We start from the raw sequence: 24,933 nt of genomic DNA, 5'->3' as shown, positions 1-24,933 counted from the left end.
TCGATTTAAAGGTATTTGACCTAAACCAATGGTTTTTGGGTCATGGCTTCGGGTTGCGGAACGTTCAACATTTTTAGTATGGTTGGGGCAATATCCCCCAGAACGCCATTCTGTACTTCTTTGATGTCCTTGTCCACCAAAATTAGAGGAACTGGATTGGTGGTATGTGCCGTATTGGGGCTGCCATCAGGATTGATCATGGTGTCGCAGTTACCGTGGTCGGCAATTACAATGGTGGAATAACCGTTTTCCAATCCGGCGGTAATAACGTCCTTCGCGCATTCATCAACCGTTTCACACGCTTTGATGGCTGCTTCCATAACCCCGGTGTGGCCTACCATGTCAGGATTCGCAAAATTGAGGCATACAAAGTCGGCTTCCCCTTTTTTGAGCTCGGGAATGATGGCATCCCGAATGTCATAAGCGCTCATCTCTGGCTGAAGGTCGTATGTGGCTACCTTGGGTGACGGGCAAAGAATCCGTTGTTCGCCCTCGAAAGGCTCCTCGCGTCCACCATTAAAGAAGAAGGTAACGTGCGGATATTTTTCTGTCTCGGCTATTCGAATCTGCTTTTTGCCATGCTTGGCAAGGGTTTCACCGAGAGTGTCCTTAATGTTCTCTTTGTTGAAAATGATTTTGATGCCCTTAAAGGATTCGTCATAATTGGTCATGGTCACATAATACAGGTCCAATTTGTGCATGTTTTGCTCGTGAAAATCCATCTGGCTCAGGGCCTGCGTGAGCTCACGGCCCCTATCAGTCCTGAAATTAAAGAAAATGATGACATCACCATCCTTGATTTTGGCAAGCGGTTCATTGTTGGAATCGGTTATGACCAAGGGCTTGATAAATTCATCGGTTACCCCTTCATCATAGCTCTTTTGCATGGCTCCCCCAATATTCTGGGTTTTTTCGCCTTCGGCGTTTACGACCACGTCGTAGGCCATTTTTACCCGCTCCCATCGTTTGTCACGATCCATGGCGTAGTATCTTCCGATTACAGAAGCCAGTTGGGTCTTTTTGTCCGCGCAAAATTGGTCCAAGTCCACCAAAAAGCCCTTTCCGCTTTTGGGATCTACATCACGGCCATCTGTAAAGGCATGAATATAGGCGTGCTCTACCCCACTTTCATCGGCAGCTGTGATCAAAGCCTTTAAATGGTCGATATGGCTATGCACCCCACCATCGCTCACCAGTCCCAAAAAGTGGACGGGTTTGTTGTTGGTTTTGGCATAGTCGAATGCATCTTTAAGGACCTGTTCGTTTTTTAAGGTGTCTTCTTTTACGGCTTTGTTGATTTTTGCCAGATCTTGATATACGATACGTCCAGCTCCCAAATTCATGTGCCCCACTTCGCTGTTTCCCATCTGTCCTTCAGGTAGCCCTACGTTCATGCCATCGGTGAGCAAGTCCGCATCTGGGTAGTTTTTATAGAGTGAATCAACGAATGGTGTGTTTGCTTTTTCAATGGCCGAAACATTTGGATCGGGAGATTTGCCCCAACCATCCAAAATCATAAGAATAACCTTTTTGTTCATAGTTGAAAGTTGTACTACAAAAGTAAAATGATCTCCTTGGATGCCCTAGCTTTTTGTTAAAATTATAATTGCGGAATTGTTAATTATTTTATGTTAAAATTGAAGGATAGTTAAAATTTAGTTATATAACTGTTAATCGTGTAACAGGACGGGTTTTTGAAAGTCTATTTTTATAACAAGTAAATTCATTAATCAAAAACATTCATCATGAAAAAAACAATTTTCACAGTGGCCGCATTTTCCATGTTGGCCCTAAGCGGCATTACTGCTAACGAACCTGTAGCCACTAACAGCACGGTCAACTTTGAAATGGTAGCTCCCGATGAACTCAGCGCTTTCTGCAAGGCGGTGATGCAAGGAGATGTAGAGACTGTAAAAAAGTTTATTGAACTGGGAGAGGATGTCAACCAAAAATCTTTGGGAAGGGCTCCTATCCATTATGCCGCCAGGTACAACAAGGCGGAAGTTTTGAAGGTACTCATTGAAAATGGGGCCAACCTGAAAATGCGCTGCGATGGGGGGATGACCGCCATGAAGTACGCAAAAATGTCCAATGCAACTGAAGCTCAGTCTGTTTTGGAAACTGCTATGAAAAAATAGAAAAGGAGTTTATTCGTCGAACGAAAAAGGCCCTATCCAAACGGATGGGGCCTTTGCTCATTTTACATAATTATAGTGTCCTTGCAAAAGAGTGTGTCTCGCGGCTTAGAATTCAAAGCCTGTAAAAGCTCTGTACAAAAATGCGTAAAAGGCCATGAACAACATGACCGCGCAAAATATCGAATATCCCTTCAAGAAATATACGACAAAGCTAGGTTTGCAATCGTCAAACGCCTCTAAATAGAGATCTTTAAAGTGTACTAGTGTTCCCATATGTTCTCTCTTTTTACCGCATAAAAAGATTAAGAGAACGTAGGTAGGATTCGGGTTTAATCAAAGATAAGGAATAAAAGACAGAATGCCTTTTTTATCGATAAACAGCCAATTCTATCGACCGGAATATTTTTCGATGGCCTCTTTTATTTTTTCTATCCTGTTTTCGGGGTCGGGATGGGTGCTTTGGAACTCTGGCACCCTGTTTGGGCCTGCGGCCGATTTCAGGATTTCCATGACGGTGATCATCTCGGTAGGGTCGTACCCGGATTCAATCATAAAAAGGACACCCAGTTCGTCGCTTTCCAGTTCGTCTCCCCTCCCGTTTTTCAATAAGGTGTTTTGCCCAATCCCAGCGACCAGGTTCCCCATGTCTCCACCAACAGAGGCTCCCGTGGCCAAGGTCTGCCAAAAACTGCTCTCAGCGATACGTTCGGCGGAATGCCTTCCCAGTACATGGCCTATCTCATGCCCCAAAACGCCCGCTAGTTGTGGTTCGTTCAGTTGGGAAAAAAGGGCGTAAGTGATAAAAATCTGTCCGCCCGGAAGTGCGAATGCATTAATGGTGCTGTCATCGGCCAAAAGATGGAATTCGTACTGGTAGGGAGTCTCACGGGCCACACTGTTGTTTACCAGTTTGTTGCCAACGGCGTCCACCAACGCTTGTAGCTGTTCATCGGGGTAGAGCCCTCCGTGCTGTTGTGCCATTTGGGGTGCGCTTTGTAACCCTATGGCAATCTCTTGCTCTGCCGTCATGTCAATGTTCTGCGTTCTACCGGTATAGGGGTTTTCCTCTTGGTTGCTGCAGCGGCGAATAAAGGCAAAGGCTACGATGGCCAAGCCGATAAGGATGCGTATCCTCCAACTTCCTCTTCTCATGGTGTAGTGTTCTAGCTAACGGAAGATACAAAAAAACGGTTACAGCAATACGGGGTTGATGTCCAAAATATTGTCCTGTATGTAGGTGCGCACAAACCTATTGGTAAAGTGTTCGATACCGAAGAAATCCTCTTTTTGGAGCAATTTCAGAATGTTCAACTTTCGGTATTCGGTGAGCATGGGAATGGAAAGAGGCGCGTAGCTGTAATGCCATGGCTCATATTTGAAGCCCCTTCGTCTAGGATTGTTGGTGTATACCAGATAGAACCCATATTTGGTCGAATTTTCATCCAACCACTGTTTTAAGCCTTCAAAAGGACCGCCTGCCTCAAATTTGTCGGCCTCAAGTACATCTCCGGACACTTCTGGGAAGCCATCAATAATGTCGATATCCGTACCCCAATGATGCCTGCTCGTACCTGGAATGGTGGAGTACTCTATAATTTTGTCGATGGCATCCAAGGGTGTCATGCCATCTTCCTCGGTAAAGGCCAGATATTTCCGTTCCCAAATGGTCCGCTGCCGGAAGAAATCGCGGTAACTGGATACCATTTTGATGTCAAACCCATCCGAATAGGCAGCTTTTTTCATTTCCAAGAAGGACTCATAAGCCTCTTTTCTAAGGTTGATGCCTTCACCAAACAACTCGATTTTGGCTTTCCCCATTAACTCTTCTGCAGAATAATTTGGGTCGAAAATCGTGGGAAGTAGAGGCGGGAGGGCACAGGCCAATCCCGAAGCCGAGGTGGTTTTGATAAAGTTTCTTCTTTTCATGAAAACGAATTTTGCACCAAGTTAAGAAGTATTTTTAATTCGTCTTTTGAAATATTTAGGACCCAGACTATCTGTCCAGAAAAAGGAAGCCCGTGTACTGCAACTCTAGGTCGTCCAACGAAACCAAGTAAAAATAGACACCTTCGGGTAGCCCAGCATCTTGGCTCACCACAAAACTTCCCGTGTTGGATACCCCATTAAATTCGTTGATGTAGTTGAACTTTTCAAACACCTTTTGACCAAAGCGGTTAAAGATGCGCAAGCTATTGTTCGGTGATTCTTCCATCCCATCGATGACCAAAAAATCGTTGATGCCATCCCCGTTGGGACTTAAAAAATAATTGCCAAGGGTTGGGTTTTCCACTGCAAAAGTATCCGTGGGCAATGGAATGGTACCAAAGGTAATGGCCGCATAATCGCTCGGAACAAAGGTTTGCGAGGTGATAAACCCTTGTGCAAGGTCTCCGCTGATGGCCGAATTTCCTATAATGACCCATTGGTTTGACGCTTTGCTCCAGCCTACCACAATGATGGATTCCAGTGTAGCATTGGGTATAGTGGCCAAGGAGCTTCGGCTGTTCCACGAAATGGTGACCTGTGCAGGCACATCACTTTGGATGATCCAAAATTCACGGTCCGATACCGTTCCAATATCCCTGACTTTTTGTTCGGTATCGAAACCCTGTAAAATGGTGTCGGGATTGGAAGGATTCTCAAAAAAATAAGCGCAAACCGCCAAGGGTGTATTGCCTTGGGAATTTAGGATCAGTGGTCTGAGCTGCGCTGAATCGCCCACAGGAAAGGAAAAAACATCCTGATTGGTGATTGCTGCAAAGCCGGTGACCTTGGAGGCATCGCTTTCCCCGGTAAAAAATCCGGTGTCCATAAAATTAAGGTTTACCGCCGAAATGTTCGTTGGGCTTAAAAAGTCCCCATCAATAAAATTGACATTGTTGCGTACCAACAGGGTGTTTTGCAAAAAGACATTGCCGCTCATCAAAATCTCGGTGTCCCAAAGAGTGGGGGGAATACTTCCCGAAACGATGATGGGCCTATTGCCATAAAACCCGACGAGTCCGGTGGTCTGATCAAAATTGCCATCGTTGATAAAATCGGTATGCAACCCTATTTGGGCATTGTTTTGCACCGTAAAATTGCCACTATTGTACAGCCCGCTCTGGGCCAAGGTAAACGAGACGGAAAGAAGGACGGTTATGTGGAGGAGGGGTTTCAAAATTATGGAATAAAGTCGGTTACTGTAAAAAACCACTCTGCATCAATGGGGTTTGAGTCTAATGTCGGTGTGCCAGGAGTTGTTATGTTGTCAATAAACGTTTCTGAAATTGTTACATCAAATCCATTAGGGTTTTGAGCAGTAACATTGATAGATACATTATGAGCTGTATTCTGCAATGTTAATTGTATGATATAATCTCCATTAGGTCTCGGATTATCAAAAAGGATAGAATAATTTCCAAGACCAGTCCTTGTTACACCAGAGACAGCTGCTACTCCAGTAGCATTTACAGTCAAAGCATCGGCGCTAACTTTTCCCATGGCCACAACGGGATTGGTGACTGAAACCACAAAATCTTCTGCGGTTTGTATGACTGTAATTCCGTCACCTTCGGAAACTGTTTCATTTAAAGAGGAGAGGTCTGCGCCTGTGGCCCCTGCAGCAGGGTTGGTCAGTTCGAGGAGTGTTCCCGTGAGCAACAGGTCTGAGAGTTCGTTTTCCTGGTCGGCATCAGCATCTTCCACATTAAGGGTTAACTCACTTCCATTGTCAATTTGTATGTTCCCTGGAGTTCCGTCAGTATTGATGTCTTGATTGTCCGTATTGACCCCTGCGGTAATATCAGCCAAAGGTACGGGCAACGTTCCGTTAGAATCCTCTAATTCAAGATTTGTTCCCACGACCTCGAAACGAGTGTTGATTTCATTTGTCGGGCTAGGGTCGCCATCGTCGACATTGAGGGTTAACTCACTTCCATTGTCAATTTGGATGTTCCCTGGCGTTCCGTCCGTATTGATATCTTGATTGTCCGTATTGACCCCTGCGGTAATATCAGCCAAAGGTACGGGCAACGTTCCGTTAGAATCCTCTAATTCAAGATTTGTGCCCACGACCTCGAAACGAGTGTTGATTTCGTTTGTCGGGCTAGGGTCGGCATCGTCGACATTGAGGGTTAACTCACTTCCATTGTCAATTTGTATGTTTCCTGGCGTTCCGTCCGTATTGATGTCTTGATTGTCCGTATTGACCCCTGCAGCAATGTCAGCAAGTGGCACAGGCAACGTTCCGTTAGAATCCTCTAATTCAAGATTGGTGCCCACGACCTCGAAACGAGTGTTGATTTCATTTGTCGGGCTTGAGTCAGCATCATTTACATTTAGATTCAGGACGCTTCCGTTATCAATTTGAATATTTCCTGGATTTCCATTTGTATCAATGTCCTGTTCATCTGTATTATCCAAATATGAACTGAGATCGACTTGATTTCCTGGTGTTGCTGGATTGCTAAGCGTCAAAATATTTGTGGCTAAGTCTAAATCCTGTAACTCATTGATTGCATCGGTATCATTATCATTAGACTCAGAAGCCAAAATTGCCGCATTCAAAGACTGTAAGTTCACAGCATCCAAAGCATCCACAGGGTCAGCAAGATCAATAATCCTATTGTTTCCCAAATCAACATTCGCTGCGGCTGCAGCAAATCCGCTTAAAGGGATATTCGCTTTATCAAGTTTGGCGTTGGTCACCGCCCCGTCAATAATCTTTACGGTGGTCACCGCATCATCCGAAATGTCTTCTGTAAGTATGTTGCCATTTAAAATTTCATCCGTGGTCACTGCATCGGTCGCAATCTCAAAAGCGGTGATTCCGCCTTCGGCCACATCCAAAGTCAACGGGTCGGCTTGACTTCCAGCACCATTTAAAAGAAGAGTGGCATCGGTGGGACCAATCACCTCGTTCCCCACAATACTGTCCAACTGGGTGTTCAGCAGGTCGGTACGGTTCACAAAGTTCCATGCTGTTCCATTGTACATCAACAGGTCCCCAGTATTGGTGGCATCGGCCAAATTCCGTAGTCCTACGGACTTTTCGGCCAGTTTGTTGTTGGTCACGGATTCGTTTTGCAGTTTGGTGGAGCCGTTGATGGACGTATCCACAATGTTCGCGCCCGTAATTCGGTTGACCTCAAAATTATAATTGGTGCTCCCATCTGGGTTGATGGACTCCAAAATGGCAATGGTGTTGTCCCTTGCATTGGGATTCACCTGTTGAAGGGAATCAGCCCTTGTACTTACGGTAAACGAATTGTCCAACTCCTCACAGATATTGATCCACTCCGTTCCATTGTAATAGTGCAAACAGCCTTGGTCCGTATTGTAGACCACGGCACCGGGCAGTGGGGAAATACCGCTCATTTGGGCATCGGTAACCCGGGTAATGACCAAAACACGATTGGAGCTTTGAAGTTCCAATAACGATGCGGGGTTCAAGTTCTGCGGGTTGTCACCGATTTTTACCTGCGCGCTCAGGGAGTTGATCGCCACTAGGCCAATGACCAAATAGACAATGTAAGTTTTCACAGTGTTAGTTATTTGAGGATTTCACCAAACGTAAAAAGCAAAACTAAACTTATGTTCCAATTTTTATCATAAATACCGTCCAAACACGAAATTTACGGGTGAACGGAAAGCACTTTCCTATATTTGGCAACGCAGAATTAACAAAAGTTTAGAACCACTTAATTTTTTATATCGGTGTCAAGGTTTTTCTTTAACTTGTAGTAAACACGTATACATGAAAAATACATTTTTGATAGTGTTCTCTTTGCTCCTGAGCGGCTGGTGCTTAGCACAGGATTCACGCACCATGCTGAGGGGAAAGGTGCTGTATAGGAGTTCCAACGTGCCCAATGAGAATGTTATCAACTCCACTAGTGGGCGGGCGACCATTACCAACGATAACGGTGAGTTTATGATTGAAGTGAAGGAAGGTGATCAGTTGGTATTTACCGCCATCAACTATCAGCTCAAAGTGGTGGATGTAACCCCGGAAATTTTGGCGAATAACCGTTTGGTGGTCGAAGTGGACGAAAAGGTGCAGGAGTTGGACGAGGTGATTGTTACCCCAGAAAATCAAGAACGTTTCCTAGAGGTCAAGAACGAAGACTTTAAACAGTTTGAATACGAAATAGATCGTGGCACAGAGGTAGAAAATGTGGCCAATTCCCGGATTACCCGAGGGATGCGGGATGGTATCAACTTCGTGAACATTTTCAAGGCGCTGTTCAAGTCGCAGGATGAGAGCGGACAGGAAAGGGAGCCTTTAAAGGTAAGCGAGGTGCTTCGCCAAGTATACGATGATGAATTTTTTGTCGTAGATCTTCGACTTCCACAGGATAAAATAGATGCTTTTCTATTATACTGCGACGATAAGGTACCTTCACAGACGCTTCTTAAAAAGGAGAACGAATTTCAGTTGATCGATTTTCTAGTGACCCAGAGCAAAGAATATCTGGCAACCTTGAACGAAGAATGAAAAACTGCTGGCTTGCGGTATTGTTTTTTGTAACCCAATGGGTCTTTGCCCAATCTGGTGAGGAAAAGGTATTGCAGGGAAGAGTGGTCAGCGAAGATAAGGATGTGGTCGGGGTTGTGGTCCAAAATCTAGGCACCCAAAACGCCGTTATCACCGATTTGGACGGGAATTTTGCCATCGAGGTCAGCGTGAACGATACCTTGGTGTTCTCTGCCGTACACTTTCTTAGAAAAATAGTACCTGTCACCGAAACCCTGTACAATGCCAACTTTGTTGAGGTTCCCATGCAGGAGTTTGTGAACGAATTGAAAGAAGTGGTGGTGACCCCTTATAATCTTACGGGAGACCTCACAAAGGACATAGACCGGGTAGTACTGGAAAAAGATGTGACTGCCGAGGCATTGAATCTGCCCAATGCCCATCGTCGGATACCCACACAGAGCGAACGAAAGCTGCAAGAAGCATCTGCCATGAGCGTAACCGCTGGGGGTGGACTTGGCGGAGCCGGTGGGGGTATGAGCCTGAATCCCATCATCAATGCCATCACCGGACGTACAAAAATGCTCAAGAACCGGGTAAAAATTGATAGAACTTATGCCCAGACCCAAGAAGTGCAAGGATTTTATGGAGATTCCCTGTTTTTGACCACTTTGAAGATTCCCATGGAGCGCATTGACGATTTCATGTATTTCTGCGAAGTGGACGAAGCATTTCAAAATGCGATAGCTTCCGAGGACAAACTGCAAATTTTGGATATCATGATTCGGAAAAGCAGGGCATATCGGGAGAACAATGATTTGGATTGATTTTTTAGGAGTCGGGAGTGGTAAGTTAGGAGTTATGGGTTTCGTGTTGGGAGTTGGGAGTTGACACGAATTTCACGAATTAGCACCAATAGGGTTCTTGTCATTTCGAGCCCTCACCTTGAGCGCAGTCGAAGGGGCAGTAGAGAAATCTTTGTTGGAGTCAAAAGTCAAAAGTCGGGAGTCAGCAATAAAATATCTAACATCTAAAATCTCAATTCTGATATCTAAACGAATTTGGCAAGTTAATTGCGTTAGCTAGCATAAAACCGTAACATTGTTTCCCAATTAAAGATTATGATACGATGATGAAATTCAAGAAATCAAAAATGGTATTGCTTCCTATGGTACTTTTTCTAATGGTATCTTTTGCAATAGCCCATAAATTCTACGTCAGCGTTACCAATATTAACTATTCCGAGGATGATGCCGCCTTTCAGATTACAAGCCGGATATTTATTGATGATTTGGATAAACTTCTTAAGGAACGCTATGGAATTGAAGCCAAATTGGCGACACCGAATGAATCCAAGGTGGCAGATGAGTATATCGAAAAATACTTCAGGACAAAATTTTTGGTGGAACTCGACGGGGAACCTGCCAATTATACTTTTCTTGGAAAGCGGTACGACACCGATGTCGTAATCTGCTATTTGGAAATTTCCAATGTCAATTTATCGGAAACCAAAACCATGTCCGTACAGAACGAAATCCTTACCGATCTGTTCGATGAGCAAAAGAACATCGTGCATGTCAAATGGAAGAAAAACAAAAAAAGTTTTGTGCTCATTCGGGAAAACAATAAAGGAATGTTAAACTTATAACCTATTCTTAACAATTGGTTAAAATTAGTTATTTTTCACCCTTATAAAATCAGATAGAAAATGAACAGATTTAAGTATTGCTTTGCTTCCGTGTTGTTCCTTTTTGGTGCCATGGTCATGGCGCAAGAAGAGGGCGAAGTGAAACAGGAACGGGAGCCCGGTCATTACAACCAGAGTAAATTCAAACAATTGTATGAGGAGTTTTCAACTCCCAACACCTATCGGTCCGCCTCCGGGGCACCAGGTCCCGATTATTACCAGCAGCAGGCCGATTATGTAATGGACATCCAATTGGACGACAAGAACGCGAGAATCAGCGGAGAGGAAACCATTACCTATCATAACAATTCGCCAGACGACCTAGAGTTTCTTTGGGTGCAGTTGGACCAAAATGTACGTGCCAAGGATTCCAAATCCCCATTGCGTGATGGAAACGGTGTGAACATTGCCTACACCGCCGACAATTTTGCGCAAACCTATATCAGTGAACCTTTTGATGGCGGTTTCAATATCGAATCCGTAACCGATGCCAATGGCAAACCATTGTCGTACACCATCAACCAAACCATGATGCGAGTGAACATTCCGCAGGCTTTAAAAAGCGGTGAGAAGATTTCATTTTCCATCAAATGGTGGTACAACATTCCAGACCACACTGTAAACAGAGCACGTTCGGGATATGAATATTTCCCAAAAGACGGAAACCGTGCGTATGTGATCGCCCAGTTCTTTCCAAGAATGGCGGTTTACAGCGATGTCGAAGGATGGCAAAACCACCAGTTCTGGGGAAGCGGCGAGTTCGCTTTGCCTTTTGGTAACTACGAGGTAAGTATCACGGTACCTGCCGACCACGTGCTGGATGCCACAGGGGAACTTCAGAACCGTGACGAAGTTTTCTCCAAAGAAATGATGAAGCGTTACAAGCAAGCTACCAAGTCGTACGACAAGCCTGTGCTCATTGTAACCCAAGAAGAGGCCGAAGCTGCCGAAAAAGGATTTTCCAACGATACCAAGACTTGGAAGTTTAAGGCAACCAATGTAAGGGACTACGCCTTTGCTACCTCCAGAAAATTTATCTGGGACATGCAGGCCGTCAAAATAGGAAATAAGGATGTGATGGCCGTATCGCTTTACCCCAAAGAAGGAAATCCCCTTTGGGAAGAGCAGTCTACAAAAGCCGTGGCACAGACCCTAAAGACCTATTCAAAACACACCTTTGATTATCCATACCATAAAGCCATATCCGTTCATGCCAAGAACCAAGGAATGGAATACCCAATGATTTGTTGGAACTATGGTCGTCCTAACGAGGATGGTACCTATTCCGATAGGGTAAAGTATGGGATGATCAGTGTGATTATCCATGAAGTAGGACACAACTTCTTCCCAATGATCGTCAATTCCGATGAGCGTCAGTGGGGTTGGATGGACGAAGGATTGGATACCTTCATGCAGTATTTGGCCGAGCAAGAATTTGGTGAAAACTATCCTGATGTTATCGCTCCAAACGAAAAATACCCGTCCCGAAGAGGGGAGCCATCCAAGATTGTTCCCTACATGGCAGGAGACCAAAGTTATATTTCCCCCATCATGTCCAATCCGGAGAACGTGTACCAGCTTGGTCCAAATGCCTATGCCAAGCCAGCTACGGCCCTTAACATTCTTAGGGAGACCGTAATGGGCAAGGAGCTTTTTGACCATGCCTTTAAAACCTATGCGCAACGTTGGATGTTCAAGCACCCAACCCCTGAGGATTTCTTCCGCACCATGGAAGATGCATCTGCAGTGGATTTGGATTGGTTCTGGAGAGGATGGTTCTACACCACTGATTATGTAGACATTGGCGTGAAGGGCGTTAAAAAGTACTATGTATCCAACAAGCCTACCAAGGAAATGGAAAAATATATGGCCGATAGAAATCTTACCGAAGCCGACCTACCACCATTGGTGTACTTGGCCGAGGAAGACAGCGAGGACTTTGAGCCTGAACTGAAAGGAAAGTCCCCAACAGAGACTTCCCAAAACTTGAAGGCATTTATGATGGACAATATGACCGAAGCCGAAAGGTCTCAGGTAAAAGAGCCTAAGTATTTCTACGAAATCACTTTTGATAAGCCAGGAGGTATCCCGATGCCATTGATCGTGGAGTATACCTACGCAGATGGCACCACCGAAAGCGTAACCTATCCACCAGAAATCTGGAGAAAGAACGATGCTGAGGTGAAAAGAGTAATGGCCACCCAAAAGGAGATTGTAGGAATTGTGGTAGACCCCAAATTGGAGACTGCCGATATCGATACCACCAACAACTCATGGCCTAAGAAAGAAGAGAAGTCCGACTTTGATAAGTTCAAGGAGAACATCAAAGGAAAATAAGACTCCAAAAAACTATGTTAAGAGCCCCGTGATTTCACGGGGCTTTTTTTATTTTGAACCTAAGATCTGATTATATTTGTGCCATGCAATTTTTATTCATCAGCGGAGCCGAGATATTTTTCATCCTATTTGTAGTGGTGATGGTGTTTGGTGCGGATAAAATCCCTGGAATAGCCAGGGGGCTCGGCAAAGGAATGCGCCAACTCAGGGATGCCACCGACGATATTAAGCGCGAAATCCAAAAAAGCGCCGACGTGGATACCGACTTTACCAAGAATATCCGAAAGGAAATTGACGATGTCAAGAAGAATGTGAACGAAGTTTCCGGTTCCATCAAACGAGATCTCAATAAATAAATATCCATGTGGGAAAGACTGCTCAAATGGGATAGGGACACTTTTATTTATCTCAATGGGCTGGGCATAGAACAATACGATGTTTTCTGGTCCACGGTCACCCAATTCACCACTTGGATTCCCCTTTTTCTGTTATTTGTAGCGTTATTTTTTCTGAAGTTCCCCAAAAAGGAAGCTTGGTATAGGTTTCTGATGGTTTTGGGTCTCGCCGTTTTCATCGGATTGATAACACATGTCACCAAAATTTCGGTAGCGCGGCTACGTCCCAACAATACGGAAGAAATCAATACCCTTATCCGAATACTAAAAACACCCACGGATTATAGTTTTTTCTCTGGACATGCCTCCAGTTCGTTTTCGATTACCATGTTGGTGTTCCTCTTCCTGAGGCACAAAGTAAAATGGGCGATTTTATTTTTTATCTGGCCCATACTTTTTGCGATGAGCCGAATTTATGTCGGGGTACACTTTCCCATCGATATTTTGGTTGGAATGCTGGTTGGACTATTGTCTGGCTGGTTGTTTTATGTGCTGTACGAACGATTTATAGCACCCGGCTCAAGGTCAGTCCGTCCCTAATGGGCAAAAGAACGGTCTCCACCCTTTTATCCTCTTTTAATTTTTGATTGTAAGCCAGTAAAGCTTCCGTGGCCTTGTCCGATTTTTGCAACGGTTCCACCACCTTTCCCGACCAGAGTACGTTGTCCGAAAGAATAATGCTGCCCGGTCTTGTTTTTTGGATGACCGCCTCAAAATAGGCATCGTAGTTGACCTTTTGTGCATCAATAAAAACAAGGTCAAAAGTTTGGGGCAAGCTGGGAATAATGTCCAGTGCATCCCCAATATGTTGATGGATTTGGGAGCCATGCCCGCTTTTATCAAAATATCTCCGCTGCATGGGATGGAGTTCTTCGTTGACCTCAATGGTGTGCAATTCCCCATCTTTTTGAAGCCCCTCCGCCAAACAAAGCGCCGAATAGCCCGTATAGGTCCCGATTTCCAAAATGTACTTTGGGTGGATGATTTTGGACAACATACTCAAGACCCTCCCTTGAAAATGTCCCGTAATCATTCTGGGCTGGATTACCTTTAAATGGGTTTCACGGGTGAGTTCCTGTAACAATTCCGGTTCGTCCTCCGAATGGTTGGCAATATATGTTTCCAATATGGGTGATAGGAAATGCATGTGATATTTTTCGCAAAAATAGGGAAAACAACTACATTGGTGTACCTATTAAACAAAACAACTTCATGACATTACCAAAGGTAACGGTTCGGGCGGCGACTATGGACGACCTCACCGTACTGCTCAATTTTGAACAAGAAATCATTAAGGCGGAACGCCCCTTCGATGTGACCATAAAAAGTGGAAACATCAATTACTACGATATTGGTGCTATGATTCAAGATAGCGAATCCCATGTGGTGGTAGCCGAAGTTGAAGGGAAGATAGTCGCTTCAGGCTATGCCATTCCCAAACGGGCCAGGCATTACCTCGATCATGAATGGTACGCTTATTTGGGTTTTATGTATACCGATGTAGCCTATCGCGGTAGGGGGATCAATGCTCAAATCGTGGAAGAGCTCAAACAATGGTCGCATGCCAAAGGGTTTCAGGAGATACGGCTTACCGTTTACAATGACAATATTTCGGCCATTAAAGCCTACGAAAAGGTGGGCTTTAAAAAACACATCATCGAAATGCGGTTGGAATAGTTTTCTTTTCGCCACATTACCCCCACAAGTTGTATTTTTGGGACAAACCAAAAGAAAAATGACGTTCCAAAATACACTTGAATTCGCCAAACAATTAGACGCTTCCGATGCCTTGGCCCCGTACCGAAATGAGTTCCACTACCCTCAGGTCAACGGAAAGGATGTGATTTATTTTACCGGGAATTCCCTTGGGCTGCAACCCAAACGAACCCAACGGTTTGTGGACGAGGTGATGAAGGATTGGCGGGAACTCGCCGTGGAAGGACATTTTTATGCCGATAAACCTTGGTGGGATTACCACGAGCGGCTTGCCGAAGGATTAGGTAAGGTGGTGGGAGCCAAACCCAAAGAGATTTCGGTGATGAACACGCTCACTGTAAACCTTCATTTATTGATGGTTTCCTTTTACAGGCCCACGGCTAAGCGATTCAAGATAATTTGTGAGGAGAAAGCCTTTCCATCCGACCAATACATGCTCCAAAGTCAGGTGCGTTTTCATGGATTGGATCCAAAAGAAACCATAGTTGAGGTTAAAAAGCGGGAAGGTGAACATGCTTGGCGGACGGAGGATATCATCCAAAAAATCCAAGAGGTGGGCGATGAGCTGGCCTTGGTGTTGATGGGTGGTGTGAATTATTACAATGGCCAGGTGTTGGATATGGAGGCAATCACCAAGGCAGGAAAGGGTGTTGGCGCCTTTGTAGGCTGGGATTTGGCCCATGGTGTGGGAAATATCAAATTGCATTTGCATGATTGGGGTGCCGATTTTGCCGCATGGTGCAGCTACAAGTATATGAACAGCGGGCCTGGGAACGCATCAGGTATTTTTATACATGAAACCCACTTGGGGAAAGAGGATATTCCCCGTTTTGAAGGCTGGTGGGGTAACAAAAAGGAGACCCGTTTTTTGATGAAGCCCGAGTTTGACCCCATTGAGAGTGCCGACGCATGGCAGTTGAGCAATCCGCCCATACTTTCCGTAGCGCCCTACTTGGCCTCCTTGGAGCTTTTTGATGAAGTGGGTATGGATGCGCTTATCGAAAAACAAAAGACCATTGTGGCCTATTTGGAGTTTGTACTGCACGAAATCGATAAAGAGGTGGATAGTACCTTCGAGATTATCACGCCCCAAGATAGAGGGTGCCAGCTTTCAGTGTTTTTGCATGGAGAGGGCAGGTCCCTTTTTGATTATTTGATGAAGAACGGTGTCATCACGGATTGGAGGGAACCCAATGTGATTCGATTGGCACCTGCACCATTTTATTGCTCCTACGAAGATATGTACCGTTTTGGACAGATATTAAAAGCGGGCATACAACGTAAATAAGATGTAGCACTACATGAATCCAACCAACCAAGACCATTTATGAAGTCCTTACAACTGATTTTGTCCAATCCAAGATATTTTGGAACGGCCTGGGTGTTTACCAGTATCAATATTTGGTTCGGTACATGGGCCATTTATATTCCCACTGTTAAAGAAAAACTGGGGATAGACAAGGCTGATCTGGGCATCGCCCTGTTTTGTTTGTCGCTTGGGGTTTTTACGATCATTCCCATGGCATCCAAGTTGATCAACCGTATCGGGGTTGGACGGGCCTCTTGGATTGGTGTCATCTTTGTGTCTGCCACCGCCATGCTGCCACTAATGGCCCCTAATTATTATCTTTTGATGGCGGCGCTGTATCTATTTGGGGCGGGCAACGGTTTTATCGATATTGCCATAAATACCTTGGTCACTGAGATTGAGAAAGAGGATAAGCAAAACTTCATGTCTGCGGCCCACGGCTTTTTTAGTTTGGGAGGTATTTTGGTAGGCTTGGGCAGTTTTTTAATTCCGGTGATAGGAAGTCCTGTGTTGCACATGGGCATAACGGTGGTATTGGTGTTCATCATCAACCTATATTTTAGAAAGCACTACATCCACATTGTAGCAGCGCCAGTGGAAAAGGAGCCGTTCAGCTTCAAACTTTTTAAACCTTTATTGTTATTGGGGATTATTGGTTTTGTTTCCTTTGGAAGTGAAGGCGCTATTATTGATTGGAGCGGACTTTATCTCAAGGAAATGACTATGGCCCCAGAATTGCTTATTGGTGCGGGCTTTTTGGCTTTTTCCACTACCATGACGCTTGGTAGGTTTTTGGGTGATGGCATCAGTGCACGGATTGGCTCCATAAAGCTGGTGGGGTTGGGTGCCCTCATTGCGGCCTGTGGCTATTTTTTGGTGCTGACCCAACAAACCACTTGGTCCATAATCGGTTTTGCCCTAAACGGGTTGGGATTTTCGGTGATTGTACCCGAATTGTTCCGTATTGGTGGCAACGTGAAGGGCGTGGATTCCTCCCAAGGTGTTGCCTTTATCGCGGGCTTTGGGTATATCGGGTTTTTGTTGGGTCCTGTAATTCTCGGTTTTATTGCGGAAAGCGCCTCGCTCAATTATAGCTTTATGTTGCTCTTGTGCATGGCCCTGTTGGTTTTTGGGATTACGTTTTTCCTAAGGAGAAGGGGGAGGTGAGTATTTTTTAAAATAACAGCGTTTTCTAGCCATTTACCAATCCAGGACTTAAATGTTAGGTGTAATTTAATTGGAACTTGCGCGAATGGTGGATAAATCAATGGTCATTTTAGGCATTAGTTTTGCCATTTCTTCGCCTTCCTCCTTGCCTTGTTGGTACCTTTCCATTCCACGGACAATTACCTCGGTCATTTCTTTCTGAAGTTCGTCAATCTCTTCTTCTGTAAACTGCACCCTATCTTTTTTTGAAAATAGCTTTGTGATTTTTTTCATGTTGTGGGATTCAATATCAACAGGAACCAATTTAACAGCTGCCTTAAGCCCTCCCATTCTGGGAAGTGCCTCTATCATGTAAGTTTTTCCGCCTGCTAAATCGGCCTCAACAAAGGACCTGTTTTCGGACCGTGCCCAAAAAAGGTGTTCTCCAGGGTCACACTCATATCGGAGATATTTCCTTCCATTGAATTTTCCAATTGCTCTTTCTCCATCAAAATAAGTGAAATTCACCAGGGACCCCATGGATTTTGCCCGTACAAAATAAACAACCGCTTTGTTATTGGGCACGAGGTCGTAATCTTGAGCCTGAACGGGGGATGATGCATAAATGGCTAGTAATAAAAAGATGTTGAAAAGATGTTTCATGATAACCGTTATTCTAATTAAAAACCCAGGTGAAAATAAGCTTAATTGTGCTTGTTCTTTTGGTCTGTGCATTTGGATCAAAACTTTCAAAATCCATGGTGTTTGCAAGTCCTAGTTCGGATTGGAGCTCGAGGATATAACTGGATTTGCCTTTTGATGGAAATTCCTTCCCCAAACCAGCGGTAAGCCCGTAATCCGTACTTTTAAAAGATGAATTAATACCTTCATTTCGAATGGAGTCGTCTAAAAGAAGACCTATAAATGGCCCAAAATCTATGTGCCAGAGTTCCTTTTGTCCAAAAGGTACTTTAATCAGAATCGGGATATTTAGATAATGGTATTTATCCTTAAAATTATATTCCTGTGTAGGCCGACCCTCATAATTAAAATAAATTCCATTTCCATCTATGGTGCGGCGTTCGTAATTTACATTGGCTACCAAGATGATACCGGGGGTAAACTCATATCCATAATGGAGTCCCAATAGAATTCCAACATCATAATTAACAGCTCTTGCATAATCGTTTCCCCAAAGTGAGGTGTACGTAGCGCCAAAGTTGAGACCCCAATCACTTTTGTCTTGGGAATATATACTGCATATGCTGAGGAAGGAAGCCGTCATAAAAATGACGATTGATTGCTTTAGGGGTAGGCTTGTTTTCAAAGGTTGATTTTGATTTGTCGAAACGAAATTCGATAAATATTTTCTTACAAACAAGTTTTATCAATCGATATTTTAATGACTAAATAAATGATAAAAAATTATAATAGTTTTAAATTCCATCCTATGGGAGAGAATTCAATTTTTTAAGAATTTCAAAGGTTTGCAAACAATATAAATGAATTTATGGTTTACTCACGGTAAGCCCTGTAAAATAAAGGCTGGTGCCTCCATCGGGTCGGTTGTGCTGTTGTGCCAACTGTAGGCCTTCCATCTCTACATAATCTTCCCAAGTGGATACCAAGTTGGGCTCCTCTTGGTTGGATTTGCGATAGGCCCACTCCCGAAGGATGTAATCATCCTTAAAGTAGAAATCATACGCATCGCCAGGGGTGTAGCCACCTTCATTGGCATACACAATGGTCAGCTTTTGCATGGGTTCTTGGCTAATGGGAGCCGTAGCCTCCTCTGTATGTTCAAACGTATAGTTATTGGCGTCCCACATGAGGTTAAAGGGAGCCATGAGCCAGTACCGGTCATTAATGAAACCTCCATTCGTCTTTAGTGCAATACTATCCATGGCATTCCGGTCATACCTTAAGGTGTCCGCACCCGAAATGGCCGTTACCATATTGGTTTTGGGTTCCCAATCCCAGCTACGCTCAAAGTGCATGGAATCCCTGTCCACATTGAACGTAAAGGTAATTCGCTCCACATCCTTCCAATGCTCAAAACCATGGGCCTCCGCAATCCGTTCGGGAACGGTTTTTTCGGTTTCGGTAGTTTCGGCCGCAGTTTCGGTTTTCTTCGGTTCCGTTTTACAAGCGGTAAAAAATAAAAAGGCAAGCAGTCCGGCGATGTAATAGGTCTTCATGTCTGGTTTTTAACCAAATATACTAGGAAAATCCGTTAATTTGCCCCCCATTTTAAAAAGCTGGGTCAAATAAATCTGTTTTTGGAGTGACTTTTTTAAAAAACCTGTTTCTCATACTTATAAGTAACCCCGACAAAGCGTTTTTGGAAAAGGAAGACTTATACGTGCAGCTATCTGATGAGGAATTGGTGAAACAGATTGTTGCGGACAACGACCCCATGCTTTTTGGAAAGTTGTACGACCGCTATGCTACAATGGTCTATAACAAATGTTACGGATTCGCAAAATCCGCGGACGAAGCGGAGGATCTCACCCAAGATGTGTTCCTTCACCTTTTTATCAAACTTCGAACCTTTAAGGGCAAATCGAAGTTTTCTACATGGCTCTACTCATTTACCTATAATTTTTGTGTCAATTATGTCAACCGGAACAAACAACTGAAAATACGGGACAAGTCCGTTCAGGTGGAAACTTCCGAACATAAGCTTACCGAAGAAGTGCCCGATGAGAGCTTGTTTGAAATGAAAGCGGACAAACTCAAAAAGGCATTGCAGCTGATTGCGGCAGAGGACAAATCGTTGCTGCTGCTAAAATACCAAGATGGGGCCAGCATCAAAGATCTGGTCTCCTTGTTGGAGATTGGGGAAAGTGCGGTGAAAATGCGCATTAAAAGAGCAAAGGAACGACTAGTGGAAATCTATAATACCTTGGAATAGATGGCAAAGAAACACAAAAACCCATTTAAGGAACTGGAGGCCTCCCTACACGAGGCCCCTCCCGAAATGAAGCAAAAGGTCATGAACGACATTGCGGCGGCAAAGTTGATCATGGACATGGCTTCGCTCTTCTCCATCAATTTGGGGGGTGCTTTGCGCAAACTATTCAGAACCATGGGAAACAACTAATCAACTTAACAGAACACTATAAATAAACAACAACTATGGAGACTATTAACGAATGGAAAAATGTGACCCTTGATTCACTATCGGGGATGGGCAAAGAGATTGCATCGGCCTTTCCTAAAATCTTGGGGGCCTTGGTCATTTTGTGCCTAGGTTGGATCGTCATCAAAATTGTACTGTTCCTATTAAAGAAAATCCTAAAACTGGCCAAAGTTGATCTGCTCAACGATAGGATCAATGGAATGGATGTGGCCAGCAAGGGTGAATTTAATGTAGACGTTATAAAAATCATCTTGGGATTTGTACGATGGTTTCTGATCTTGGTCTTTTTGATCGTGGCTGCGGATATTTTGGACTGGAAGATCATTTCACAGGAAATAGGCAACCTTTTACACTACTTACCTCGTTTCTTTAGCGCACTGGCCTTGTTGATGCTCGGATTCTATATTGGAAACTTTGTGAAGAAGACCATAAAGCGATTGTTCGATTCACTCGAATTCGGGGGGTCCAACATCGTGAGCAACCTGTTTTTTTACGTGATTGTCATTTTTATGTCCATCACAGCATTGAACCAAGCAGGTGTCGACACTACAATCATCACCAATAACATTACCCTGATCATGGGTTCCTTCCTATTGGCATTCGCTTTGGGGGTAGGGTTGGGGTCCCGTGAGATCGTGGCCGATATCCTTAGGGCATTCTACACCCGCAAGACGTATGTGGTGGGCGATAGAATTGTGATCAACGGAGATGAAGGGACCATAAAGGCCATTGAGAACAACAGCCTTACCCTAGAGACCAAGGAGGGAAAATTTATTATTCCGATAAAGGATGTGGTTTCCCAAAAGGTGGAGATAAAATCATAATCGGGTCATTGTGGCAAACAAGTGCCTAAACTTCCTTGGAATTTGATTATTTTTGAAGTCTTACAATAGCTATATAATGAGTTCAAAAAAAGGAAAAGTTCAGGAATTGATCCAAGAAAAACTGTTAGAGGACCGAAAAGTGTTCCTTTGGGGCCAAGTAGATGACGACTCTGCCAAGCATGTCATAGACAGATTGCTCTACTTGGATATGTTGAACCATAAGGAAATCCAATTGATCATCAACAGCCCAGGGGGATACGTAACCTCCGGTTTTGCCATTTACGATACCATCAAGCAAATCAAAAGTCCGGTATCTACGGTATGCTCCGGTTTGGCAGCGTCCATGGGATCCATACTGTTATCGGTAGGGGAAAAGGGAAGAAGGTTTATACAGCCCCATGCCCGAGTGATGATCCACCAACCCAGTGGTGGCGCAAGGGGACAAGCCTCCAATATCGAAATCCAAGCTAGGGAAATCATCAAGACCAAAGAATTGGGCGCCAAGATCCTTTCGGAAAATTGTGGCCAACCCTATGAAAAGGTGATGAAGGATTTTGATCGTGATTACTGGATGAGTGCCGAAGAATCCGTGGAGTATGGGATCGTGGATGAAATCCTGAAATAAGAAAACAATAGTTCCAAAAAAGTGAAAAGTCCTTCGCAATGCATTGTGAAGGACTTTTTATATATAGGCGCCGAAGCGGAATATTTTAAAGATATACGGCAGGGTAGCTACTCTCGGATATTAAAGAATCGTTAAAATCAAAATTGATCCGGATGGGATATCACTTGCTGGGCCCTTTCCCTTAACTCATTCAATTCATCATTGCTTTTCTTTTCCAGCAAGCTCAACATCATCGACATGCGTTGGTTGTTTTTGAAATGAGCTTTTTTCTCATCCAAGAAATTCCAATACAGCGCATTGAACGGGCATGCTTTGTCACCTGTCTTTTTAGTATGGCTGTAGTGGCAATCCTTACAATAATTGCCCATTTTGTTGATGTAGTTGGCACTGCTTACATAGGGTTTGGTGGCCACAATGCCTCCATCGGCAAATTGGCTCATCCCCCTGGTATTGGTAATTTCCACCCATTCAAGAGCATCGATGTACACTCCGAGGTACCAGGCGTCCACTTGATCGGGGTGTATTTGGGTCAACAACGCATAATTGCCTATCACCATTAATCTTTGAATATGATGGGCGTAGGCATCGTCCAAACTTTGGGTAATCGACTTCTGCAGACAGTTCATTTTGGTCTTGCCCGTCCAGAAAAAATCTGGTAATGGATTATGGTTATCCAATTCGTTCAATTGGGCATATTGGGGCATCTCTTTCCAGTAAATCCCTCTCATATACTCGCGCCAACCCAAAATCTGGCGTACAAATCCTTCCACTTGAGAAATATGGATATCGTTTTTATGGTTATGGTAATGGTTTACAACAGCATCCACAACCTCTTTTGGGGAAAGCATTTTGCTGTTCATCGCAAAGGACAATCGGGAGTGGAACAGGTATTTTTGCTCCGTATGCAATGCATCTTGATAATCCCCGAAGTAAGTCAGTAGATCGGAACAGAAAAAGTCCAACAGCTTTTGGCATTCCTCGTAGGTAGTAGGCCAAGCAAAGTTTTTAGGGTCGATGTTGCCAAAGGTCTTCACTTCGGCCTTTTCGATTTCTTCCACAATATGGCTTACATCCTTGTCGAAGGAAAGTTCCTTGGGAATGTTGGGCGAACCATCCCATTTTTTGCGGTTACTCTGGTCAAAGTTCCATTTTCCGCCTTCGGGCTGGTCGTTTTCCATTAAAACATGGTGTTTTTTCCGCATCATGCGGTAAAAGCTTTCCATTATCAATTGTTTTTTGCCCTTGAAGTGATTTTTGAGTTCGTCGCGTGACGTATAAAAATGTTCGGTGTCAAAAGCCTCACTGGGAATGGAAAGGGTTTGGCAAATATCCTTTAGCTGCTCGTCCAATCGATATTCATCAGGCAATTGGTACTCAAATTTTTCTATCTGCCGCGTTTCGATTACTTGGTTGATGAGGTCGGGCAAGTTTTGCGGATTGTCCTTGTCGGTAATGGTGAAATACATCACTTGATGGCCATTGTTCTCCAAGGTGTTCGCGAAATTTCGCATGGCACTAAAAAAGCCGACCACTTTCTGGATATGGTGCTTTACATAGTCGGTCTCCTGACGCATTTCCGCCATTAGGTATACATGGTCATCGCTTGTTTCGTGGAACCAGCTATGTGAAAGGTTGAGTTGATCGCCAAGGATCAGTCGAAGTTTTTTCATGGATTAAAATAAAGAGTGTTGCAGCCACAGCCTTTGGAATTTTCCATTGGGATCGTACATCTCCGCTTGCCGTTTGGTATTGAAGGTCCGATTTCTAGGGTCGTTTCCTACGCCGCTATTGTACATCCAATTGCCCCAATTGCTGTGTACGTCGTAATCGATGAGCATTGCTTCAAAATAGGAGGCACCGATACGCCAGTCTTGTTGCAGGTGTTTGGACCAGTAGCTGGCCACGTTCTGTCGGCCACGGTTGCTCATCCAACCCGTTTCCTTCAGCTCTATCATATTGGCGTTGACAAAATCATCATCCGTTTGCCCATTGATCCAATCATGTTGGGCAGCTTTGTTGTTGTGCCAATCATAATCATTTCCAAGGATACCATCAATTTTAAAGATCTGGTTCTCGTGCTTTAAGGATACATATTTAAAGTAATCACGCCAAATCAGCTCAAAGATGAGCCAATAGGTGTCCTGATTTTTCTTTATCTCTTTTTCAAAACGCTTTACTTCCCAATAAATCGTTCGAGCGGAAATACTACCATTGGCCAACCAAGGGGAAAACTTGGAGCTGTAATCCGTGCCCACAAGTCCGTTTCTGGTCTTTTTGTAGTAAGCCAGTTTTTGGGTATCCCAAAAATAATGTTGCAAGCGTTCGAGTGCCTCATCCTCACCACCTTTAAAAGGAAAGGCCGACCTTTGGTCCATTTCAAAGTGGGAAAAACCAAGTTCTTCCAAAGTAGGCATTTTGGGAGTTTCTTCAACGAGGTTATCTGTTGGGAATGGTTGTGGAGTATCAAAACAAGGCCTTACTTCGCAGTGTTTTTCGCACTTTTTACGGAAAACCGTAAATACCAGAGGAATCTTTTCGTAAGTGTCAAAAGGAATATCTTCTGGATGAAACAGAAATTGGTCAAAGGTTTCATGGAATTGGATATTTTCCGGAACCTTTCGCTTTACGTTTGCTAAGACAGTGGCTTCTTCTGATGTCCATTCCTTTTGCAGATAAATGGTATCTATTTGAAAGCGTTCCACCAATTCTGGAATGCGATTTTCTGGTTGTTCCAGATAGACCAGTAGGCTAATGTTTAGAGTTTTTAACCTCTTTTGAAGCTGTTGTACTGTTTCCAAAAGAAATTTTGCCCGAAACCGCTCCGTTTTCTTAAAGCCAAATGGACCGATTTCATAATGTCTAGGGTCAAAAAAGTAGACCGCTATCAATCTATCGGCTTTTGATGCTAAACTAAGGGCTTCGTTGTCCGATACCCGTAAATTATTTCCAAACCAAATAAGGCTAGTTTTCATGCTTGTTTTTGTTTTTTCTGCAACGTTCGCTGCAGTACACCACTTGGTCCCAGTCTTTTTCCCATTTTTTTCTCCAAGTGAAGGGACGCCGGCAAACGGGACACGTTTTAGTGGGAAGGTGCTGTTTCTTATGTGCCAAAATCAGTATTTGTTTAACAAAAATAATTAAAAATTAAACAAAACTA

The 24,933-nt window shown here is 44.0% G+C and carries 27 protein-coding genes; 14 read left to right on the top strand and 13 right to left on the bottom strand.

Annotated elements, in window-relative coordinates:
- Positions 1-20 precede the first annotated feature (20 nt).
- Positions 21-1,538 (bottom strand): 2,3-bisphosphoglycerate-independent phosphoglycerate mutase, encoded by a 1,518-nt coding sequence (gene gpmI, locus GGE08_RS12165; protein WP_179385160.1) that lies wholly within the window; start codon positions 1,536-1,538, stop codon positions 21-23.
- A gap of 207 nt (positions 1,539-1,745) precedes the next feature.
- Between gpmI and GGE08_RS12160 the strand changes: the two genes are divergently transcribed.
- Positions 1,746-2,138, top strand: coding sequence for an ankyrin repeat domain-containing protein (locus GGE08_RS12160; RefSeq protein ID WP_179385159.1), 393 nt, complete (start codon positions 1,746-1,748; stop codon positions 2,136-2,138).
- A gap of 105 nt (positions 2,139-2,243) precedes the next feature.
- Here the strand turns inward: GGE08_RS12160 and GGE08_RS16190 are convergent, their stop codons facing one another.
- The 5 genes from GGE08_RS16190 to GGE08_RS12140 form a co-directional block, all read right to left on the bottom strand.
- Positions 2,244-2,411 (bottom strand): DUF6747 family protein, encoded by a 168-nt coding sequence (locus GGE08_RS16190; protein ID WP_306456993.1) that lies wholly within the window; start codon positions 2,409-2,411, stop codon positions 2,244-2,246.
- 114 nt (positions 2,412-2,525) lie between these two features.
- Complete coding sequence (locus tag GGE08_RS12155) at positions 2,526-3,290, bottom strand: M48 family metalloprotease (RefSeq protein WP_179385158.1); 765 nt, start codon at positions 3,288-3,290, stop codon at positions 2,526-2,528.
- Positions 3,291-3,329: 39 nt separating this feature from the next.
- Positions 3,330-4,064: a M15 family metallopeptidase gene (locus tag GGE08_RS12150; RefSeq protein ID WP_179385157.1), complete on the bottom strand. Its 735-nt coding sequence runs from the start codon at positions 4,062-4,064 to the stop codon at positions 3,330-3,332.
- 67 nt (positions 4,065-4,131) lie between these two features.
- The gene (locus GGE08_RS12145; RefSeq protein WP_179385156.1) at positions 4,132-5,298 is read right to left on the bottom strand and encodes a gliding motility-associated C-terminal domain-containing protein; all 1,167 of its coding nucleotides are present in this window, start codon (positions 5,296-5,298) and stop codon (positions 4,132-4,134) included.
- A gap of 2 nt (positions 5,299-5,300) precedes the next feature.
- Positions 5,301-7,661, bottom strand: coding sequence for a hypothetical protein (locus GGE08_RS12140; protein ID WP_179385155.1), 2,361 nt, complete (start codon positions 7,659-7,661; stop codon positions 5,301-5,303).
- Between the two features lie 214 nt (positions 7,662-7,875).
- Here GGE08_RS12140 and GGE08_RS12135 point away from each other — a divergent pair, with 214 nt between their 5' ends.
- The 6 genes from GGE08_RS12135 to GGE08_RS12110 all read left to right on the top strand — a co-directional run bounded on the left by GGE08_RS12135 (position 7,876) and on the right by GGE08_RS12110 (position 13,554).
- Positions 7,876-8,616, top strand: a complete 741-nt coding sequence (locus GGE08_RS12135) for a carboxypeptidase-like regulatory domain-containing protein (RefSeq protein ID WP_179385154.1) — start codon at positions 7,876-7,878, stop codon at positions 8,614-8,616.
- On the top strand, positions 8,613-9,422 hold the full coding sequence (locus GGE08_RS12130) for a carboxypeptidase-like regulatory domain-containing protein (protein WP_179385153.1): 810 nt from the start codon (positions 8,613-8,615) through the stop codon (positions 9,420-9,422). The genes GGE08_RS12135 and GGE08_RS12130 overlap by 4 nt, the downstream gene beginning before the upstream one ends.
- Positions 9,423-9,763: 341 nt before the next feature.
- The gene (locus tag GGE08_RS12125; protein WP_257024024.1) at positions 9,764-10,243 is read left to right on the top strand and encodes a DUF6702 family protein; all 480 of its coding nucleotides are present in this window, start codon (positions 9,764-9,766) and stop codon (positions 10,241-10,243) included.
- Between the two features lie 60 nt (positions 10,244-10,303).
- The gene (locus tag GGE08_RS12120) at positions 10,304-12,619 is read left to right on the top strand and encodes a M1 family metallopeptidase (RefSeq protein WP_179385151.1); all 2,316 of its coding nucleotides are present in this window, start codon (positions 10,304-10,306) and stop codon (positions 12,617-12,619) included.
- Between the two features lie 83 nt (positions 12,620-12,702).
- Positions 12,703-12,975, top strand: coding sequence for a twin-arginine translocase TatA/TatE family subunit (locus tag GGE08_RS12115; RefSeq protein WP_179385150.1), 273 nt, complete (start codon positions 12,703-12,705; stop codon positions 12,973-12,975).
- Between the two features lie 6 nt (positions 12,976-12,981).
- Entirely contained in the window at positions 12,982-13,554 is a 573-nt protein-coding gene (locus tag GGE08_RS12110; protein WP_179385149.1) for a phosphatase PAP2 family protein, read from the top strand.
- Here GGE08_RS12110 and GGE08_RS12105 read toward each other — a convergent pair.
- Positions 13,520-14,161, bottom strand: coding sequence for an O-methyltransferase (locus GGE08_RS12105; RefSeq protein ID WP_179385148.1), 642 nt, complete (start codon positions 14,159-14,161; stop codon positions 13,520-13,522). The two genes, GGE08_RS12110 and GGE08_RS12105, sit on opposite strands and share 35 nt — an antisense overlap.
- A 65-nt stretch (positions 14,162-14,226) precedes the next feature.
- Between GGE08_RS12105 and GGE08_RS12100 the strand changes: the two genes are divergently transcribed.
- Genes GGE08_RS12100 through GGE08_RS12090 form a run of 3 tightly spaced genes read left to right on the top strand, consistent with a single transcriptional unit; the run spans position 14,227 to position 17,206 of the window.
- Positions 14,227-14,691 (top strand): GNAT family N-acetyltransferase, encoded by a 465-nt coding sequence (locus GGE08_RS12100; RefSeq protein ID WP_179385147.1) that lies wholly within the window; start codon positions 14,227-14,229, stop codon positions 14,689-14,691.
- A gap of 58 nt (positions 14,692-14,749) precedes the next feature.
- A complete protein-coding gene (gene kynU / locus GGE08_RS12095) occupies positions 14,750-16,018 on the top strand; it encodes a kynureninase (RefSeq protein WP_179385146.1) in 1,269 nt (422 codons plus the stop codon).
- 39 nt (positions 16,019-16,057) lie between these two features.
- A complete protein-coding gene (locus GGE08_RS12090; protein WP_179385145.1) occupies positions 16,058-17,206 on the top strand; it encodes an MFS transporter in 1,149 nt (382 codons plus the stop codon).
- A gap of 66 nt (positions 17,207-17,272) precedes the next feature.
- Here GGE08_RS12090 and GGE08_RS12085 read toward each other — a convergent pair whose 3' ends face one another.
- The 3 genes from GGE08_RS12085 to GGE08_RS12075 all read right to left on the bottom strand — a co-directional run bounded on the left by GGE08_RS12085 (position 17,273) and on the right by GGE08_RS12075 (position 19,383).
- Positions 17,273-17,938, bottom strand: coding sequence for a hypothetical protein (locus GGE08_RS12085; RefSeq protein WP_179385144.1), 666 nt, complete (start codon positions 17,936-17,938; stop codon positions 17,273-17,275).
- Positions 17,862-18,470, bottom strand: coding sequence for an outer membrane beta-barrel protein (locus GGE08_RS12080; protein ID WP_179385143.1), 609 nt, complete (start codon positions 18,468-18,470; stop codon positions 17,862-17,864). Before GGE08_RS12080 ends, GGE08_RS12085 begins: the two co-directional genes overlap by 77 nt.
- 223 nt (positions 18,471-18,693) lie before the next feature.
- On the bottom strand, positions 18,694-19,383 hold the full coding sequence (locus GGE08_RS12075; protein ID WP_179385142.1) for a hypothetical protein: 690 nt from the start codon (positions 19,381-19,383) through the stop codon (positions 18,694-18,696).
- An 86-nt stretch (positions 19,384-19,469) separates the two neighbouring features.
- On the opposite strand from GGE08_RS12075, the gene GGE08_RS12070 reads away from it, so the two are divergent.
- The 4 genes from GGE08_RS12070 to GGE08_RS12055 all read left to right on the top strand — a co-directional run bounded on the left by GGE08_RS12070 (position 19,470) and on the right by GGE08_RS12055 (position 21,776).
- Positions 19,470-20,099 (top strand): RNA polymerase sigma factor, encoded by a 630-nt coding sequence (locus GGE08_RS12070; protein ID WP_179385141.1) that lies wholly within the window; start codon positions 19,470-19,472, stop codon positions 20,097-20,099.
- Positions 20,100-20,288: a hypothetical protein gene (locus GGE08_RS12065; protein WP_179385140.1), complete on the top strand. Its 189-nt coding sequence runs from the start codon at positions 20,100-20,102 to the stop codon at positions 20,286-20,288.
- Positions 20,289-20,323: 35 nt separating this feature from the next.
- Entirely contained in the window at positions 20,324-21,151 is an 828-nt protein-coding gene (locus GGE08_RS12060) for a mechanosensitive ion channel family protein (RefSeq protein ID WP_179385139.1), read from the top strand.
- Between the two features lie 76 nt (positions 21,152-21,227).
- Positions 21,228-21,776 carry a ClpP family protease gene (locus tag GGE08_RS12055; RefSeq protein WP_179385138.1) on the top strand — a complete coding sequence of 183 codons (549 nt, stop codon included), beginning with the start codon at positions 21,228-21,230 and terminating at the stop codon, positions 21,774-21,776.
- 137 nt (positions 21,777-21,913) lie between these two features.
- Here GGE08_RS12055 and GGE08_RS12050 read toward each other — a convergent pair whose 3' ends face one another.
- Genes GGE08_RS12050 through GGE08_RS12040 form a run of 3 tightly spaced genes read right to left on the bottom strand, consistent with a single transcriptional unit; the run spans position 21,914 to position 24,887 of the window.
- A complete protein-coding gene (locus GGE08_RS12050; protein ID WP_179385137.1) occupies positions 21,914-23,446 on the bottom strand; it encodes a cryptochrome/photolyase family protein in 1,533 nt (510 codons plus the stop codon).
- Positions 23,447-23,449: 3 nt separating this feature from the next.
- Positions 23,450-24,748, bottom strand: coding sequence for a DASH family cryptochrome (locus GGE08_RS12045; RefSeq protein WP_179385136.1), 1,299 nt, complete (start codon positions 24,746-24,748; stop codon positions 23,450-23,452).
- Complete coding sequence (locus GGE08_RS12040; RefSeq protein WP_127141065.1) at positions 24,738-24,887, bottom strand: DUF2256 domain-containing protein; 150 nt, start codon at positions 24,885-24,887, stop codon at positions 24,738-24,740. Before GGE08_RS12040 ends, GGE08_RS12045 begins: the two co-directional genes overlap by 11 nt.
- Positions 24,888-24,933: the final 46 nt, after the last annotated feature.

Origin of the sequence: Allomuricauda sp. ARW1Y1, from assembly GCF_013407935.1 — a bacterium.
GTDB lineage: Bacteria > Bacteroidota > Bacteroidia > Flavobacteriales > Flavobacteriaceae > Flagellimonas.
Note: the sequence above shows the minus strand (reverse complement) of the source record. Positions and strands in the feature narration are given on the sequence as shown.

What these genes read in the sequence shown, in the direction of transcription:
- gpmI (WP_179385160.1), bottom strand. Translation starts at nt 1,538, where the DNA reads ATGAACAAAAAGGTTATTCTTATGATTTTGGATGGTTGGGGCAAATCT.
- GGE08_RS12160 (WP_179385159.1), top strand. Translation starts at nt 1,746, where the DNA reads ATGAAAAAAACAATTTTCACAGTGGCCGCATTTTCCATGTTGGCCCTA.
- GGE08_RS16190 (WP_306456993.1), bottom strand. Translation starts at nt 2,411, where the DNA reads ATGGGAACACTAGTACACTTTAAAGATCTCTATTTAGAGGCGTTTGAC.
- GGE08_RS12155 (WP_179385158.1), bottom strand. Translation starts at nt 3,290, where the DNA reads ATGAGAAGAGGAAGTTGGAGGATACGCATCCTTATCGGCTTGGCCATC.
- GGE08_RS12150 (WP_179385157.1), bottom strand. Translation starts at nt 4,064, where the DNA reads ATGAAAAGAAGAAACTTTATCAAAACCACCTCGGCTTCGGGATTGGCC.
- GGE08_RS12135 (WP_179385154.1), top strand. Translation starts at nt 7,876, where the DNA reads ATGAAAAATACATTTTTGATAGTGTTCTCTTTGCTCCTGAGCGGCTGG.
- GGE08_RS12130 (WP_179385153.1), top strand. Translation starts at nt 8,613, where the DNA reads ATGAAAAACTGCTGGCTTGCGGTATTGTTTTTTGTAACCCAATGGGTC.
- GGE08_RS12125 (WP_257024024.1), top strand. Translation starts at nt 9,764, where the DNA reads ATGGTACTTTTTCTAATGGTATCTTTTGCAATAGCCCATAAATTCTAC.
- GGE08_RS12120 (WP_179385151.1), top strand. Translation starts at nt 10,304, where the DNA reads ATGAACAGATTTAAGTATTGCTTTGCTTCCGTGTTGTTCCTTTTTGGT.
- GGE08_RS12115 (WP_179385150.1), top strand. Translation starts at nt 12,703, where the DNA reads ATGCAATTTTTATTCATCAGCGGAGCCGAGATATTTTTCATCCTATTT.
- GGE08_RS12110 (WP_179385149.1), top strand. Translation starts at nt 12,982, where the DNA reads ATGTGGGAAAGACTGCTCAAATGGGATAGGGACACTTTTATTTATCTC.
- GGE08_RS12105 (WP_179385148.1), bottom strand. Translation starts at nt 14,161, where the DNA reads ATGCATTTCCTATCACCCATATTGGAAACATATATTGCCAACCATTCG.
- GGE08_RS12100 (WP_179385147.1), top strand. Translation starts at nt 14,227, where the DNA reads ATGACATTACCAAAGGTAACGGTTCGGGCGGCGACTATGGACGACCTC.
- kynU (WP_179385146.1), top strand. Translation starts at nt 14,750, where the DNA reads ATGACGTTCCAAAATACACTTGAATTCGCCAAACAATTAGACGCTTCC.
- GGE08_RS12090 (WP_179385145.1), top strand. Translation starts at nt 16,058, where the DNA reads ATGAAGTCCTTACAACTGATTTTGTCCAATCCAAGATATTTTGGAACG.
- GGE08_RS12080 (WP_179385143.1), bottom strand. Translation starts at nt 18,470, where the DNA reads ATGACGGCTTCCTTCCTCAGCATATGCAGTATATATTCCCAAGACAAA.
- GGE08_RS12075 (WP_179385142.1), bottom strand. Translation starts at nt 19,383, where the DNA reads ATGAAGACCTATTACATCGCCGGACTGCTTGCCTTTTTATTTTTTACC.
- GGE08_RS12065 (WP_179385140.1), top strand. Translation starts at nt 20,100, where the DNA reads ATGGCAAAGAAACACAAAAACCCATTTAAGGAACTGGAGGCCTCCCTA.
- GGE08_RS12060 (WP_179385139.1), top strand. Translation starts at nt 20,324, where the DNA reads ATGGAGACTATTAACGAATGGAAAAATGTGACCCTTGATTCACTATCG.
- GGE08_RS12055 (WP_179385138.1), top strand. Translation starts at nt 21,228, where the DNA reads ATGAGTTCAAAAAAAGGAAAAGTTCAGGAATTGATCCAAGAAAAACTG.
- GGE08_RS12050 (WP_179385137.1), bottom strand. Translation starts at nt 23,446, where the DNA reads ATGAAAAAACTTCGACTGATCCTTGGCGATCAACTCAACCTTTCACAT.
- GGE08_RS12045 (WP_179385136.1), bottom strand. Translation starts at nt 24,748, where the DNA reads ATGAAAACTAGCCTTATTTGGTTTGGAAATAATTTACGGGTATCGGAC.